Origin of the sequence: Runella limosa DSM 17973, from assembly GCF_000482465.1 — a bacterium.
In the GTDB taxonomy this organism is placed as follows: Bacteria; Bacteroidota; Bacteroidia; order Cytophagales; family Spirosomataceae; genus Runella; species Runella limosa.
The window spans coordinates 171607-187625 of record NZ_KI519427.1 but is presented as its reverse complement, the minus strand read 5'-3'; the positions used below and the strand labels follow the sequence as shown (position 1 = coordinate 187625).

General features: G+C 44.7%; 15 protein-coding genes. 9 read left to right on the top strand and 6 right to left on the bottom strand.

The window, feature by feature from the left end:
* Positions 1 to 2: 2 nt before the first annotated feature.
* Positions 3 to 2999, bottom strand: a complete 2997-nt coding sequence (locus K339_RS0127020; protein ID WP_028526388.1) for a sensor histidine kinase — start codon at positions 2997 to 2999, stop codon at positions 3 to 5.
* A gap of 311 nt (positions 3000 to 3310) precedes the next feature.
* Here K339_RS0127020 and K339_RS0127015 point away from each other — a divergent pair, with 311 nt between their 5' ends.
* Positions 3311 to 4558, top strand: a complete 1248-nt coding sequence (locus tag K339_RS0127015; protein WP_028526387.1) for an NAD(P)/FAD-dependent oxidoreductase — start codon at positions 3311 to 3313, stop codon at positions 4556 to 4558.
* 65 nt (positions 4559 to 4623) lie between these two features.
* Here K339_RS0127015 and K339_RS0127010 read toward each other — a convergent pair whose 3' ends face one another.
* Positions 4624 to 5064, bottom strand: coding sequence for a DUF4890 domain-containing protein (locus K339_RS0127010; protein WP_157607758.1), 441 nt, complete (start codon positions 5062 to 5064; stop codon positions 4624 to 4626).
* A gap of 370 nt (positions 5065 to 5434) precedes the next feature.
* On the opposite strand from K339_RS0127010, the gene hisG reads away from it, so the two are divergent.
* Genes hisG through K339_RS0126980 form a run of 5 tightly spaced genes read left to right on the top strand, consistent with a single transcriptional unit; the run spans position 5435 to position 9981 of the window.
* Complete coding sequence (hisG, locus tag K339_RS0127000) at positions 5435 to 6289, top strand: ATP phosphoribosyltransferase (protein ID WP_028526385.1); 855 nt, start codon at positions 5435 to 5437, stop codon at positions 6287 to 6289.
* A 28-nt stretch (positions 6290 to 6317) separates the two neighbouring features.
* Complete coding sequence (hisD, locus tag K339_RS0126995; protein WP_028526384.1) at positions 6318 to 7586, top strand: histidinol dehydrogenase; 1269 nt, start codon at positions 6318 to 6320, stop codon at positions 7584 to 7586.
* A gap of 59 nt (positions 7587 to 7645) precedes the next feature.
* Complete coding sequence (hisC, locus tag K339_RS0126990) at positions 7646 to 8734, top strand: histidinol-phosphate transaminase (RefSeq protein ID WP_028526383.1); 1089 nt, start codon at positions 7646 to 7648, stop codon at positions 8732 to 8734.
* 3 nt (positions 8735 to 8737) lie between these two features.
* A complete protein-coding gene (locus tag K339_RS0126985) occupies positions 8738 to 9454 on the top strand; it encodes a DUF1003 domain-containing protein (RefSeq protein ID WP_028526382.1) in 717 nt (238 codons plus the stop codon).
* The gene (locus K339_RS0126980) at positions 9451 to 9981 is read left to right on the top strand and encodes a hypothetical protein (protein ID WP_028526381.1); all 531 of its coding nucleotides are present in this window, start codon (positions 9451 to 9453) and stop codon (positions 9979 to 9981) included. The genes K339_RS0126985 and K339_RS0126980 overlap by 4 nt, the downstream gene beginning before the upstream one ends.
* A gap of 109 nt (positions 9982 to 10090) precedes the next feature.
* Here the strand turns inward: K339_RS0126980 and K339_RS0126975 are convergent, their stop codons facing one another.
* Together K339_RS0126975 and K339_RS36795 are read right to left on the bottom strand one after the other, a co-directional pair.
* A complete protein-coding gene (locus tag K339_RS0126975; RefSeq protein WP_028526380.1) occupies positions 10091 to 11080 on the bottom strand; it encodes an NAD(P)H-dependent glycerol-3-phosphate dehydrogenase in 990 nt (329 codons plus the stop codon).
* A gap of 83 nt (positions 11081 to 11163) precedes the next feature.
* Complete coding sequence (locus K339_RS36795) at positions 11164 to 11289, bottom strand: FeoB-associated Cys-rich membrane protein (RefSeq protein ID WP_084332328.1); 126 nt, start codon at positions 11287 to 11289, stop codon at positions 11164 to 11166.
* 104 nt (positions 11290 to 11393) lie between these two features.
* On the opposite strand from K339_RS36795, the gene K339_RS0126965 reads away from it, so the two are divergent.
* Positions 11394 to 12629: an MFS transporter gene (locus K339_RS0126965; RefSeq protein WP_028526378.1), complete on the top strand. Its 1236-nt coding sequence runs from the start codon at positions 11394 to 11396 to the stop codon at positions 12627 to 12629.
* A 71-nt stretch (positions 12630 to 12700) separates the two neighbouring features.
* Here the strand turns inward: K339_RS0126965 and K339_RS0126960 are convergent, their stop codons facing one another.
* Entirely contained in the window at positions 12701 to 13081 is a 381-nt protein-coding gene (locus K339_RS0126960) for a DUF1573 domain-containing protein (protein ID WP_028526377.1), read from the bottom strand.
* A 215-nt stretch (positions 13082 to 13296) separates the two neighbouring features.
* On the opposite strand from K339_RS0126960, the gene K339_RS0126955 reads away from it, so the two are divergent.
* The gene (locus tag K339_RS0126955) at positions 13297 to 14547 is read left to right on the top strand and encodes a sensor histidine kinase (protein ID WP_028526376.1); all 1251 of its coding nucleotides are present in this window, start codon (positions 13297 to 13299) and stop codon (positions 14545 to 14547) included.
* A 177-nt stretch (positions 14548 to 14724) separates the two neighbouring features.
* On the top strand, positions 14725 to 15417 hold the full coding sequence (locus K339_RS0126950) for a response regulator transcription factor (RefSeq protein WP_028526375.1): 693 nt from the start codon (positions 14725 to 14727) through the stop codon (positions 15415 to 15417).
* Between the two features lie 133 nt (positions 15418 to 15550).
* Here the strand turns inward: K339_RS0126950 and K339_RS0126945 are convergent, their stop codons facing one another.
* The gene (locus K339_RS0126945) at positions 15551 to 15940 is read right to left on the bottom strand and encodes a VOC family protein (RefSeq protein ID WP_028526374.1); all 390 of its coding nucleotides are present in this window, start codon (positions 15938 to 15940) and stop codon (positions 15551 to 15553) included.
* Positions 15941 to 16019 lie beyond the last annotated feature (79 nt).

Below are 16019 nucleotides of genomic sequence, written 5' to 3'. Positions count from 1 at the left end.
TTCTACCGAATTTTGGGGGAGGCTGTTTTAGTAGGAATCGTACCCGTCAGTGTCAGCGATGTTCCCGAAGGAACGCGCGGCGCAATCACGAGCGAGCAATGAATTTTTTCGGCGCGTTGGCGCATGTTATTAAGCCCTTTGTGATAACCATCGGTGGGAAAAACAATCCCACAACCATCGTCTTCCAAAGAGAAAGAGACGTTTCGTCCTTGAAGGGTTGCACAAAAGTAGATATTTTGACAATGCGCATGTTTAATACAGTTGGTTAGAGCTTCTTTAAAAATCATAATAACCTGAATACTCCAACCAGGCGGTAAGGTTACATTTTCGAGCTCAAAAGGTATAGTGGTGTTGGAATGAAACCGTATGGTGGTATCTTGAAGCAAGTTTTCGCCAAAATCTTTGATGTACAAAACAAGCTCTTTGACGAGGTTGCTTTCAGGGTCAATCGCCCAAATAAAATCTTTGGTATCCCGAAATAACCGCACCACATTTTTCTCAATTTCCCCCACAATTCTTTTTTCTTCGTTGCCCGTTTCTCTGCTTTCGTACCTAAGTTTAAGAACACTCGACTGCATCCGAATGGCCGCAAGCCGATTACCCAGTTCGTCATGAAAATCCTGCGCCAACTGCACCCGAATGGCCGCCTCAGCTTCTTGCTTGAGCTTTTCATAGGCCAACACCCGCCGCGTACGGTACTGAATATAAAGCTGTTGGGCTAAACCTACTGATGCAATCAAAAGGCTAATCATCAAGGCAATAAACCAAGAACGCTGATAAAAAGGCGGCACAATCTCAAAGGCATACACGGCCGTTTCTCCCCAGCGATTATCCCCTAAAGATGCACGAACTTTGAACCGATACTTGCCTGGGTTCAGATGCGAGTAAACAACACTGGTCTGCTCCGTAGGGCCCAGCCACGCTTCATCCTCGCCTTCGAGTTGGTATTGGTACCTGACAAGATCAGGATGGCTGTGATTAATAGATATAAAACTGATTTTAAGCTGATTACGGGCATGAGGGAGCGATAACTCATTGGGTACGTTATACCAAGTATCTTTACTTTTGGCAAATCGAACCAAGTTTGTAGTGTCAAACGGGGATTTAACTTCGGTAAAGTGGACTTTCTGCGTTGCTGGCAAACGGCGTGTTGGGTTTTCTCGGTAATGAAAAATTCCTTTGATGGTGCCAATCCAAAAGTCACCGTTCGGGCTTACGTAAGCCGTATTGGCGTTGGTTTCACGGGCCGTAAATCCGTCGGTTTCGTTAAAGTGCCGAATAGAAGCGATGCGGAATTGCGCATCCAACGTCAAAAGGTCAATCCCCCGTTCTGTACCTATCCAAAGCCGCCCTTTTTGGTCAAAACTCGTATTGTAAATAAGGTTAGAACATAACCCTTGCTTGACGGTAAAAAAGCGTTTTTGTTTGGTTTTGGGATCAAAAACAACCACCCCATCTTCAAAACTACCCAAGGCCAACAGCCCGTCGTGGCGCTGCGCCATACTCAATGCAGGAAATGAAGCAATTTCTTTATCATACTGAAAATCAGAAACTTTACCATTTCCAACAACATTCAACCCCCTTGGCCCCGCCGTCAACAGCTCGCCCGATTGCAACAACAGCGTGCGCCTCACAAAACTGCCTTTTAGTCCTTCTTTGGAGTGAAAATGCTGGAACGATTTTCCATCGTACAATAAAACGCCGTTTGAGGTACTTATCCAAACGTCCTTCCCTTTACCCGCTTGCATAAACAGCGTAACGCCTTGGGACGAAATATATTCGTCGAGGGCAAAATATGTCACCTTATCGGTTTGTACTTTATAAACCCCTGGGCCCGCCAAACCTACCCACACATTCCCTTCATTATCAACGGATAAGCAGTTAACCCTTTTGTGTTGAAGAGGCAATGGAACGGGCAAAGGTCGGCTGGTTTTAGTATCCACGACGTCTAGTCCTCCGTCAAAATAACTCACCCACAGCCTCCCCTCAGGCGACAACGCCAAGGACGAAATCGTGTTCCCGTGCAAGCCTGTTTGTTCATTAAGGCTCGTAAAAGCAGGGTTGGTAAACTTATACACGCCGTCGCCGTCGGTCGTAAACCAAAGGTTGCCTTCACGGTCTTCGAGCAGTCCACGAACCATAAAGTTGGAAAAGCCATTGTCGGCATTAAACCGTAAGATGTTTCCTTGCTGATACCGCAACGCCCCCATCGACAACCCCATCCAAATACTACCGTCGGACGCTTCGGTCATTTCGTGGACAATGTCATGGCTAATGGGCGTCAGTACCGAAGGTGTTTTTGTGTTTGTGGTAAAAACACCTTCGTCAGTACCTAGCCAAAGAAGCCCTTGATTATCAAAGAGAATACTTCGTAGTACCAACGCTGGAGAAAAATTATAGCGGCGAAATAATCCTTTGGGAGTCACCTCAAAAATCTCTCCGCTGTAGGTCGAAACCATAAGTTTTCCATCGGGAGTCACCGACATATCACTAAAAAAAGAGGGTCGGTCGGAGCTATTTTTTTTCAAAAATTGAAGACTGTCCCCCAGTAGCAAACCCAATTGGCTAGCGTTACAAATGGCATAAACATTGCCTTTGGTATCGCCAATGACCGACGAAACAGTGTAGGGCTCGCGGTCGGATGTCCGCACGGGGCGGGTGCGTTGTCCATCGTAAATCGACAATCCAAACGGCGTCCCCATGTACATGGTACCCTTGGTGTCGATTTCGAGCGATAAAATATTGTTGGCGGGCAGGTTATCTTCTTTTCGGTAGGTCGTAAAATGTTTTCCATCAAAGCGCGAAAGACCGCCCCCCCGAGTTGAAAGCCAAATATAGCCCAAGCGGTCTTGTTCGATGTCGGTGACTTGCGACTGCCCCAACCCCGAAAAGATGTCGTAGTGCTGAAAATGATACACCTGCGCTACGGACGTGCGCACCACCCACATGACCAACAAGAGCCCAATCCGTCCCTTGGTCCACCTTTGTTTCCCTATCATTTCATGACTGAAATTTTATAAAATGAAGTGTACAAAAATACGTTTTTTTTTGTTTTCCCTACATTTTTGTCATTCCGTTCACTTTTGCCGTTCCGAGCTCTGTCATTCCGACGTTAGGAGGAATCCATATCGACGAAGGTTACGTGGTGATAGCCCTCTGCTCCAGTAGCCTGGTTCTACCGTCGGGTTGACAAAAATTTTAAAGTCAATATTTCATTAAAAGTCGTCAAAAAACCTCCATCGTTCTATTGGTACATATTGTAATTTTGGCCATTGAACTTGACAAAGCTAAAATCAAAAATATCCAAACAATGAGCAACATTACGATTGTAGGCGGAGGCGTAAGCGGCCTTTTTTCGGCCTACTACCTTCAGCAAGCAGGCCACAAAGTCGCTATAATTGAACAGGGCAACTTCAGCGACGGCTGTTCGTTTGGCAACGCTGGGATGATTGTACCGAGCCACATCGTACCATTGGCCCAACCAGGCATGATTTCCAAAGGGCTTCGCTGGATGCTCAAGTCAACAAGTCCATTTTACGTCAAACCAAGATTAAGTTGGGACTTAATGCGTTGGGGAATGTTGTTTTGGAAACATTCGACTGAAGAACACGTACAGCGCTCTATTCCAGTATTGAGAGACATGAGTTTGTTGAGTAAACAACTGTTTCAAGAACTCGCCGCTACCAACGAGGTGGACTTTGGGTGGCATGAGCGCGGGTTGTTGATGTTGTACAAAAACGCCGATACCGAACACGAAATGGCCGAAGAAGCCGCAATCGCCAACAAAGCAGGCATTGTAGCCGAAGTACTCGACGGACGCCAAGTGCAACACCTTGAACCCGACGTGAAGGTGGACGTACGCGGGGGAGTCTATTACCCAGGCGATGCACACATTACCCCTAATTTGCTCATCAAAAATTTGGTTGGTTATCTCCGAGCCCGAGGCGTCGCTTTCCACGAAAACCAAGAAGTGACAGATTTTGAGAAAAATGAAAAAAAAATAACGGCTGTCTTGACCCGTACGGGAAAATTTGAAGCAGAGGAATTGGTGATAGCCGCAGGAGCATGGTCGCCCGTGTTGAGTGAAAAGTTGGGCATTTCGTTGCCCCTACAGGGCGGAAAAGGCTACAGTTTTATGCTAAAAAATACAATCAACAATATCCACGTCCCAGCCATTATGTTAGAAGCACGCGCCACGGCCACACCGATGGGCAACGATTTGCGTTTTGCGGGAACGCTCGAAGTGGCGGGAACGGATTTGAGTATAAATATGAACCGAGTGCGGGGAATTGTGCAAGGAATCAACAATTATTACCCCGAAATTGAAGTACAACTCCCTGAAAAAGAGAAGGTTTGGAGCGGACTACGTCCGTGTTCACCCGACGGTATTCCGTACGTGGGTCGCGTCGAACATTTTGATAACCTTACCCTCGCCACAGGCCACGGAATGATGGGAATTAGCCTTGGGCCTGCCACGGGTAAGCTGGTGTCGGAGATTGTGACCCATGAACCTACCAGTATGAATATGCAACCTTTTGCACCGTTGCGTTTTTCTTAACAGTCAAACCTCCCGAAAGTTTTGAACCTCCCGAAAGTTCAAAACTTTCGGGAGGTTTGAGCAGATTAGTTATTTGAATGCGGCATTGATTTTTTCTTCTCCAAATAAAGCGCCCATTGCTCGGGAGTCAGAATTTTTTGATACTTGGCTTCGCGTTCAGTCCACCACGTATCTACCAATTTACGAATATCTTGCAACTCTTGCTGTGTAGGACGGGTATTAGCGTGGGTTTTCATAAACGCCTCTTGATAGTCCATCATACGCAAACAATAATCCAAATTTACCGTTTCGACCGAAATCTCCTGGTCTTCGTTTAATTTCAGTTTTTTCTTCATCCATTTGGTTTGGTCTTCGGCCATTTTGTCCGAAGTAAGCGCCTTTGGAGGTGGATTCGGCGTTTGAGGAAGTCGGCCACCATAGCCTCCTCGCCCGTAGCCATCATATCCATACTGCGCCATTGAACTAACACTTACAAATAGCAGCGCAACGAGAAAAAAAAGCTTCATATTCATCGTAATCGTTTTTATAAAAAGTGACTGATAAAGTACTTGTATCAATTTATTTCCAAAAATAAATCGAAAAAACAAACCCACCACATTTCTTGCACAATTTCTCAAAATGGCGTGTTTTTAAACTGCTACTGTCTTTTTTTGTACAAATCCTTGACAATCCTGCCTGACCGTCCTACATTTGTGGCATCAATTTGTACAATTCTTCGTGAAAACACAGAGCTACGCCTTTTTTCGACATCGTCACTTCCACGCCTGCGGGCGAGCGTAGAACCTTTTTATTTAAGTTTTTCACATTTTTCAATGGTCTCGTGGTTGTCTTGAAGACGAAATGGAACCTACACCCACTGTTAAACACAAACAATTCATGTTACGTATTGCCATTCAAAAATCGGGACGTTTGAGCGACGATTCCATTAAATTATTTAAAGAATGTGGTATCCGTTTTGAAAGCGGTTCGACGGGTAAACTCAAGTCTCTTTCGACCAATTTCCCTGCGGAGTTTCTTTTTCTTCGCGACGACGATATTCCAGGTTACGTGGAAGACGGCGTAGCTGACTTGGGTATTGTGGGCGAAAACGTACTCGTTGAGTCGAGCAAAAACGTACGTGTCGTTCACCAATTAGGCTTCTCAAAGTGCCGCCTCTCGTTGGCGATTCCGCGCAGTACGCAGTGGAACGGTGTTCAAGACCTTCAAGGGCGCGGTATTGCGACTTCTTATCCACGGATTTTAGGAAATTATCTCCAAGAACACGGCGTAAAAGCTGAAATCCACGAAATCAGTGGTTCGGTCGAAATCGCGCCAAGTATCGGTTTGGCCGATGCTGTTTGTGACATTGTTAGCTCAGGTAGCACCCTGTTGAGCAATGGTTTGAAAGAAGTAGAAGTAATTTTCAAATCAGAGGCTGTGTTGATAGGAAGCCAGCAATTATCGAACGAAAAACAAGTAATTTTGGAAAGCCTCTTGTTCCGAATCAATGCCGTCCAAGCAGCCCAAAGCAACAAATACATTGTTCTTAATAGTCCCGTTGAAGCCATCGACCAAATTGCGGCTTTGCTTCCAGGTATGAAAGCCCCTACGGTCGTTCCTTTGAAAACGGAAGGATGGGTGTCGTTGCATTCGGTGATTAATGAAAACGATTTTTGGACTAACATTGTCAAAATCCGCGAAGCAGGCGCTGAGGGAATCTTGGTTATTCCGATTGAAAAGATGATTTACTAACAAGTTTCAAAACGAGTTATCTGTCACTATGCAAATTATTCCTTTTCCTAAAAAATCAGATTGGCCTGCTTTGTTGGCACGACCAACGCAAAGCATTGCCAATATTGAGAAAGCTGTAGCGCCTATTTTGGAGAAAGTCCGCACCGAAGGTGATGCTGCCATTCGAGCATTGACTTTGCAGTTTGATAAAATAAAACTTGGGGAGATTGCCATGCCCCAAGCTACCATCGACGCGGCGGAGACACTACTTTCGGAAGAGTTGAAGGCGGCGATTCGGCAAGCGTACCAAAACATCCGCACTTTTCACGAGGCGCAACACCAACCCGTGCAGAAAATCGAGACGATGCCAGGCGTTACTTGTTGGCGCAAAAGCGTGGGCATTGACAAGGTCGGTTTGTATATTCCAGGTGGGTCGGCACCCTTGTTTAGTACGGTACTAATGTTGGGCGTACCTGCCCAATTGGCGGGCTGCCGCGAGGTCGTTCTATGTACACCAAGCGACCACCCTGCTATCTTGTACGCGGCCCAGCTGGTGGGAGTAACAAAGATATTTCGCGTAGGTGGTGCACAAGCCATTGCGGCGATGGCCTACGGAACAGAGACAGTACCAAAGGTGTATAAAATCTTTGGACCTGGTAACCAATACGTGACAGCGGCAAAAATGTTATTGGCCAAAGAAGGCGTTGCAATAGACATGCCCGCAGGGCCGTCGGAAGTAGCAGTATATGCCGATGCTACAGCTTTGCCGTCGTTTGTAGCTGCCGATTTATTGTCGCAAGCCGAGCACGGGGCCGACAGTCAAGTGTTGTTGGTATCGACGGACAAAAAGTTTTTAGCCGCAGTCAACCTTACTTTATCGACGCAGTTGGAAGCCCTACCGCGCAAAGAACTGGCTCGCCAAGCGATTGAAAACAGTAAGGCGATTTTGGTAGAAACCCAAGAAGAAGCCATTGAGCTTCTAAACGAATACGCGGCGGAACACTTGATTTTGAGCGTGGAAAACGCCGAAGCAGTAAGCGAACAGATTTATAACGCTGGCTCGATTTTTTTAGGAAATTATACGCCCGAATCTTGCGGAGACTATGCGTCGGGTACTAACCATACCTTGCCAACCAACGGTCACGCGCGGGCATACAGCGGGGTGTCGCTAGATAGTTTTGTAAAAAAGATTACGGTTCAGCACATTACCCCCGAAGGGCTTAAAGAACTTGGCCCAACCGTGGAAGCCATGGCCGAGGCCGAATCGCTTCAAGCGCACAAACGCGCAGTGAGTCTGCGATTGAGTAGTTTGAAGTAATGCACAGTTATATCATATTTACGAATTTCAACTAAGTGGGCAACCGCTTTTTAAATACAATGACATTTGATTTAGCTTCGATTCTGCGTCCACACATTTTGAATTTGGTACCTTATTCCTCAGCGCGTGATGAATATACGGGAAAAGAAGGTATATTTTTGGATGCCAACGAAAACCCGTATCAATCGGTGAACGGGCAGCAATGGAACCGCTATCCTGATCCTTACCAATGGGCTATTAAGGAAAAACTTGCTTCTATCAAAGGGGTTCGTCCTAGTCAAATATTCTTAGGAAATGGCTCTGACGAACCGATAGATTTGCTCGTTCGCGCCACTTGTACCCCGCGCGAAGACAATATTCTCATCATGCCGCCTACTTATGGTATGTATCAGGTGAGCGCTGATATTAATGATGTTCCCATTGTTAAAGTACCTCTGACGCCTGATTTCCAAATTGATACCGAAAAAGTGTTGGCAGCCGTTACGCCAAATACTAAAATTATTTGGATTTGCTCTCCCAACAATCCCAGCGGAAATTTGGTGAAAAGAGAGGCTATTTTGACCATTCTAACCCATTTTTCAGGATTGGTCGTGGTGGATGAAGCTTATATTGATTTTGCCGAACTTCCCGAAAGTTTAGAACTTTCGGGAAGTTCGACGGTCTCTTTTACCAACGAATTGAACAATTACCCCAATCTTATCGTACTTCAAACGTTTTCTAAAGCCTGGGGTTTGGCTTCGTTGCGACTAGGAATGTGCTTTGCGTCGGAAGAAATCATCAAGGTGTTGAATAAAATCAAACCGCCTTACAACCTCAGTGGGGCTACTCAAGCGATTTTATTGGAAGCACTTGATTTTGTAGAAACCAAAAATCAGCTAGTGAAAGATATTTTGGTTGAAAGACAGAGGTTAGCGCAGGAGTTGGTTGTCATACCTACAGTGAAGCACATTTATCCCTCAGATGCCAATTTTTTATTGGTAAAATTTGAGAAAGCCAAGCAGCTCTTTGATGATTTAATTGAACAAAAAATTATCGTCCGCGACCGCTCGAAAGTAACCCTTTGCGAAGATTGCTTACGCATAACGGTTGGAACAAGCGAGGAAAATAATGTACTATTGGAAGCGTTAAAAAAACTAAGCGAACAATAATCCATGGAAGAATTTGTCAGTGATGTATCAAAACAATCGTTCCCCATTTCCGACAAAGTAGTGGGAGGATACATTACAGGTTCGCTGTACGAATTTATCCGTTCTGAGCATCCCGACTTTACCAAAAATAGTTCGTTGTCGATTGCCGAGCTGAACGAATTGCGGCAAAAGTACATTTCGAGTTGTTTGATGAAGGATGGACAAAAATTGTCGAAGTTGCAAAAAGACTTTACCAAGTCGTTACACAAGTTGCAAAGTCTGACAAAAACGGTAGAAGAAACTGACTTTTCTGATTTGACCCTGGGACAACGTGTTGCCGATAAAGTAGCTACGTTTGGCGGAAGTTGGACATTTATTCTTTCATTTGCTTTTTTTATCACTGTATGGATAAGTGTAAATATATGGGTTTTAGCATCCAAACCATTTGACCCGTATCCATTTATTTTGTTAAACTTGCTGCTGTCGTGTTTGGCCGCCTTACAAGCTCCTGTGATTATGATGAGTCAAAATCGGCAGGAAGAAAAAGACCGAGAGCGCGCAAAAAAAGACTTTTTAATCAACCTCAAGTCTGAATTAGAAATCAGGTTGTTGCACGAAAAAGTTGACCATCTGATTATGCACCAGCAACAAGATTTACTTGAAATTCAGAAAATTCAAGTCGAAATGATGGATAGTATTATCCAAAAAATAGAGCATATCAACAAAACTTCAAACCCATGAAAAAAGCCATTATTACGCTCATCTTTGTTCAATGCGTTGCGTTTGCCTCGCAAGCACAGTACAACAATTGGGCCATTGGATTTCAACTAGTTGAACCCTCTGGACTTAACCTCCGAAAGTACTATGGCGACAACAAGGCGTTGGATGTTTCGTTTGGAACGTATGGACTTTTCTACGGTCGCGACCGCAAATACCGTAAAGGTTTTTACCAAAATGCAGGCTTTTCTTTGCGCGTAAATCACCTTTGGCATACAGCTTTGTTCAAAAAAGAACAACTCAGAGCGTATTACGGTTTTGGAGGACAAATCAACTCCCGCCGTTATTATTTCGACTCCCGAAATGCACCAGGGACGAAAGAATTTACCAACTCCATTTCACTGGGTGGCTCAGGATTGGCGGGTACCGAATATTTTGTATCCAATAGCCCCTTATCTTGTTTCCTAGAAGCAGGGGCATACGTCGAAATTCTCCCTGGAATATTCTTTGTGCATCCTCAAGCAAGTTTGGGCGTGAGGTTTAATTTCTAATTTCCGTCTGACTGTCGTCTGACGGAGTCACCTTGGTCAGACGATAGTCAGACCAAAAGTTTACCTGATAGCCTCTTAGCAATCGCAGTCGGTCTGACTGTCGTCTGACCTAACGGAGGCGGAGTTTGAGCTTGGCTATTTCTGAGGCGGGAGCTTCTCTTTCGTATAAAATCTTGTACGTGGCTTCTGTTATCGGCATTTCTACGCCGTATTGTTTATTCATTTCGTAAATGCTGTTGACCGCATAATAGCCTTCAGCAATCATTTTCATCTCCATTTGGGCAGATTGCACACTATAGCCGCGCCCAATCATGTTGCCAAAGGTACGGTTACGGCTAAATTGTGAATACGCCGTTACGAGTAAATCTCCCAAGTAAGCCGATGCGCTCAAATCGCGTTCGCGGGGGTCAACGGCATCGACAAATCGTTTGATTTCTTGCATGGCATTAGATACCATAACGGCCTGAAAATTATCGCCGTAACCTAAGCCATGACTGATGCCACAAGCCAATGCCACGATATTTTTCATCACAGCGGCATATTCTACGCCGTACAAATCCGCGAGTGGATTCGCCGTCACGAAGGAACAACTCATGAGCTGGGCAAAATCAGCCGCACAAGCTTCGTGGGTTGACGCAATGGTCAAATATGATTGTTTCTCTAAAGCCACTTCTTCGGCATGACAAGGCCCCGCAATGACACACATTTGATCAATGGGAACGTGAAAATGCTCTTCTACCCAATCAGTTACCAAAATATGACGTTGAGGAATCATCCCCTTGATGGCTGAAACAACTCGTTTTCCTTCAAAATGTTTGGGAGTCAGTGCCGCCAGAGGTTCTTGGACAAAAGCGGCAGGAATGGCCAAAATCACGTAATCGGCGCCGTTGAGGACATCGGTTATTTTGGTAAACGTCTTGACCTTGCGCGGACTAAGGCGGACATCGCGCAGATAATCAGGATTATAATGATGTTTTCGAATGTGTTCTACGGCCGCACGGTCGCGAAGCCACCAACGAATCGAAACGTTGTTTTCAGAAAGAATTTTAATAATAGCGGTGGCCCAGCTGCCTCCACCTATTACGGCGATTGATGTCATTTTTTGGGGTCTTGGTTCCTTCGTTTGTGGCGCAAACTTGCGAAAAAACTCTCAGCTTTGCACAGTTATCCCCAACTTTCTACCTACTTCTCGCAGCCGCAGCCCTTTCCACATCCCGACTTTTTGGGACTGAGTTCTTTACGGATTTGATTTCCCACGTATCCTACCGCACCGATAAAAAGCACCCCAATCAAGATGGTTTCAAACATGGCGTTATTGTTATTAGTTTTGGCAAAAATGATATAAATAACTTTCGTAAAAAACGCCTTTTTGCGTAATTGCGTTCCAGACGACCCTTTTGAACCTAACTTTTATGAAAACTCCTACTTCGGAAGCTGTTTCGCTTCGCCCGCTTGTCAGCTTACCCGTAATTGTGGCCGCTTTGGGCTATTTTGTGGACGTATATGACTTATTGGTATTTAACATTGTGCGCGTACCTAGTCTCAAAGACATGGGGCTTTCACCCGAAGAGGTGTCGCTCTTGGGCGGAAAAATCTACAATTGGCAGCAAGCAGGGCTACTTGTTGGTGGAATTTTGTGGGGAATTTTGGCCGACAAACGTGGACGTTTATCCGTTTTATTTGGCTCTATTATCATGTATTCCTTCGCAAATATTCTGTGCGGCTTTGTACAATCGCCCGATGTCTATGCCCTGTTACGTTTTGTGGCAGGCGTTGGGTTGGCGGGAGAACTGGGTGCAGGGCTGACCTTAGTCGCCGAAATTTTACCCCAACGTTTGCGCGGCTACGGTTCGTCGATTGTGGCAAGTGTAGGGCTACTGGGAGCCGTTGTAGCATTTCTAACCAATAACCTATTCGACTGGCGAACTACTTATTTTGTGGGCGGTGGCTTAGGGCTAGTTTTGTTGTTGATGCGGGTAGGATTATTGGAATCGGGAATGTTTGAAAAAGCCAAAGTATTACCATCAAAGCGAGGGAGCATGTTGTCATTTTTCACCGATAGCCCACGTTTTTGGAAATATATGCGCTGCATTGGCGTGGGTGTACCTACCTATTTTGTGATTGGTATTATGGCCACTTACGGCAATGAATTTGGGGCGGCGTTGGGAGTTCAGCCCGACATTGTAGCAGGAAAATGCGTCATGTACGTGTTTATTGGAACGGTCATTGGCGATATGTTCAGTGGCATATTAAGTCAATGGCTCCAATCGCGCAAAAAAGCGATTGGCGTAATGACGACCATGACCCTCATTGGCATCACTGTGTATCTGTACGGCGGTATCCAAACGGCCAGCTCTTTTTATGCACTTTGTGGCGTACTTGGCTTTTCGATTGGCTACATTGCCATGTTTTTGACCGCAACCGCCGAAAGTTTTGGCACCAACCTTAGGGCAACGGCAACTTCAACCGTTGCTAATTTTGTGCGAGCTACTACTTTATTAACTTTACCCCTGTTTCAAACGCTTAAATCTAGCCTAGGTGTCATAACGGCGGGGGCGTTGGTAGCGGCGCTTTGCTTTTTGATTGGGTACATTTCTTTATACTTTATGGAAGAAACGTTTCACAAAAATTTGGATTACGTAGAATAAAAAATCGGGCGGACCACTAATGGTTCGCCCGACTGTTTTCTGGCTGTTTGAAAATGATGTAAGGATAGAAATTACTGAATAACTTCTCCTTGGATGTTGAGGGTAACGGCGCCACCTTCAGCATTTGATTCTACGGTCACAGTTTTGTTAAATGAACCCGCAGCGGCAGCGTTGAAGGTCGCTTTGATGGTTCCAGAAGCTCCTGGCATAACGGGCTCTTTGGGATATTCTACCCCTGTGCAACCACACGAACCATACGCTTTTCCGATAATCAACGGTGCTTCGCCTTTGTTGGTAAACTTAAATTCGGCCGTCACAGGCTTACCTTGTTTGATTTTTCCAAAGTTGTGATTGGTCTCTACCCAACCAAAAGCCGCCAACCATACATTGGCAAAAACGAGGGTAGTAGCAAAGAACATCGTTAGAACTGAGAGAAAAGTTACTTTTTTCATGGTAGTACGTTTTGTTTTAAGTGAATAAATGTGTTGTCGTTTGACGATTCAAAAGTACTTGGTCAATTTGGTACTCGCTGTTAACAAAAACTGAACGTTTGTTAATGCTTTGTTAATAACTTCAAAAGAATCTGACGAAAGCGTTACTTTCGTATGAGATTTTCTACTAATATTGAAGTTAGTACATTTTTAACCTAAAAACGTGCGAAAGCACCATGTCCAGAAACACGATTCGCCTTCTAATCATTTTGTCCACTCTATCCATCATCGGAGTGATCATCACTCAGATATATTGGGTGCGTAAGGCATTAGACATGCGCGAACGTCAGTTTAACCAACGCGCCCACGTAGCTTTGCAGGAAGTAGCCAATGACCTCTCGAAACTCAACGGCGTCATGTTACACAACAACCCTGTAGAGCAATTGTCGTCCAATTATTTTTTGGTCAATACCAACGCCATGGTGGACCCCGCTTTGGTGGAACATTACCTTAAAAACCGCTTTCAACAAAACGCCATCGTAAGCGACTTTGAAGTGGGAATTTATGATTGTGCCAGCAACAAAATGTTTTATGGTGTGGCCTTGAGCACGCGTAACGATAACAAAAAACCCACCCAAACGGCCAATTGGCTGAAATCGAACAAATACCCTTACTATTTTGGCGTACGTTTTCCTTCTCAAAACATTTCGGTCATTAGCGATTTGAGGGGTTGGATTGGCTCTTCGCTGTTAGTATTATTGGCGGTAAGCTTTTTTGGGTATGCCCTGTTCGTGATTTTGCGCCAACGTCAACTGACTGAAGTGCAACGCGATTTTATTAATAACATGACGCACGAACTGCAAACGCCCATCGCCACCATTCGTATTGCCGCCGACGTGTTGAATACGCCCGCAATCAAAGACCAACCTGAGCGTTTGAAAAAATATACGTCCATCGTGAAAGAGGAAGCCTTACGCCTGCAAAACCAAGTAGAAACGGTGTTGAACATGGCCAAAGCTGAAAAAAACTCCCTTCCATTAACAATTGAATGGCTCGATGTTCACCAAATTATTTCATCGTTGGCCAATAAATACGAAATTAACCTGACGCTCCACCTCAATGCTTCGGAACCGTATATTCACGCCGACCGCCTGCATTTGTCAAATGCCATCAGTAATTTGATTGATAATGCGTTTAAATATACGCCGCAAAACCCTGATATTCACCTGGAAACCGTGACTCAAAATGGCAATTTGATCATTATTGTACGCGACAATGGCATCGGAATTGCGCCCGAACATCATCGAAAGGTTTTTGATAAATTTTATCGGGTTTCAACGGGAAATATTCACAACGTGAAAGGCTTTGGCATTGGGCTGAGTTATGTCCAACAAATTGTGAAAGCGCACCGATGGAAACTTGATTTGAAAAGCGAGCTTGGAAAAGGAAGTGAGTTTAAGATAAAAATTCCTTTGAAGAAAGGTTAAAAAAAGTTCATCCGATAAAGTTGCCATCACGAGGTTTTGAGAAACCTCGCGTTTGGTTGTGAGCAACCAAGCACACACAAGTGGTTTTGGTTGCTCACAACCAAAACGTACGCCAAGAATCTTGCTGCTAACCAATACGTACTAAATAACCCCTACCAACGACAAAAAAGTAAAAATATGCCCCGCATTTTATACGTGGAAGACGACCCGAATCTTGGTTTTGTCACAAAAGATAACCTCGAATTAAATCATTATGAAATCGTTCATTGCGTGGATGGACAAGAAGCGCTGGAGACTTTTTCGGAGCAGCAACCGTTCGATATGTGCGTGTTGGACGTGATGCTTCCTTTGATGGACGGGTTTACGTTGGCAAAAAAAATTAGAGAACAAGACAAACATGTTCCTATCCTGTTTTTGACGGCAAGGGCATTGCAGGAAGACAAATTACACGGTCTGCGCATTGGCGGCGATGATTACCTCACCAAGCCATTTAGCATGGAGGAGTTGATGCTCAAAATTGAGATTTTTTTGCGCCGAAGCCAACGAACGGAAGTAAAAACCGAAAAAGTGGAAAAATCCCAGATGTATGTGGGCAAGTACGTTTTTGACTTTGATAAACTCTCCCTCCAACTGGCCGACAAACACCATACCCTCACCTACCGCGAAGCCGAAGTGTTGCGGTACCTTTCTAGCCGCCCCAACGAAGTCATCAAAAGGGAAGACCTGCTCAAAGCCATTTGGGGTGACGATGACTATTTTATGGGACGTAGCTTAGATGTATTTATGTCGCGTTTGCGTAAATATCTGTGCGATGACCCTACCATCAAAATCGAAGGTATCCACGGAGTTGGTTTTCGGATGCGTTGGTAGGCTATTAACCCAACCTCAAACTTTATTTGTCTGTCGTGCCTTTTCACCAAATAGGTTGAGCAAAAGTTCTAGGGTAATTCAAAGTAGCCTCGGTAGAGGCGCAACAACGGATAAGTCAAATTTATGTCATTGCTTACAAGGGGCAACCAATTTCCCAAATATGTCCAAAAGGGTCTTTTAGCTTTCCTATTCTCCAATCATCTTCAGTTGTCATTGGACAAATTTGTGTGGCCCCTAGCCTTAGCGCCCTCTCGAATAATTCGTCAGCATTTTTAGTTTGCAAAATTATCCTAACTGGACTACTCGAATTCTCGTCTGGGCTTAAATTTCCATTATTAGGCTCCTCGTCGCCAACATAAAACTCCGCTTTGTCAATTTCGATTATAGATGACAGCTTTTTGTCAGGCATTTCAAACCTTTTTTTTTCAATGGCTCCAAAAGCAGAAATATAAAATTCGACAGCTTTTTCCCCATTGTTTACTGTCAGAAATGGCTTCACAGTTGTTATATGATAGTCTTGCATAAAAACTTTAATTTCAGATTTAGTCGTCTTACAGCTTAATTGATATTAATTGAACTGACGCGAGGCATTTGCAATGACA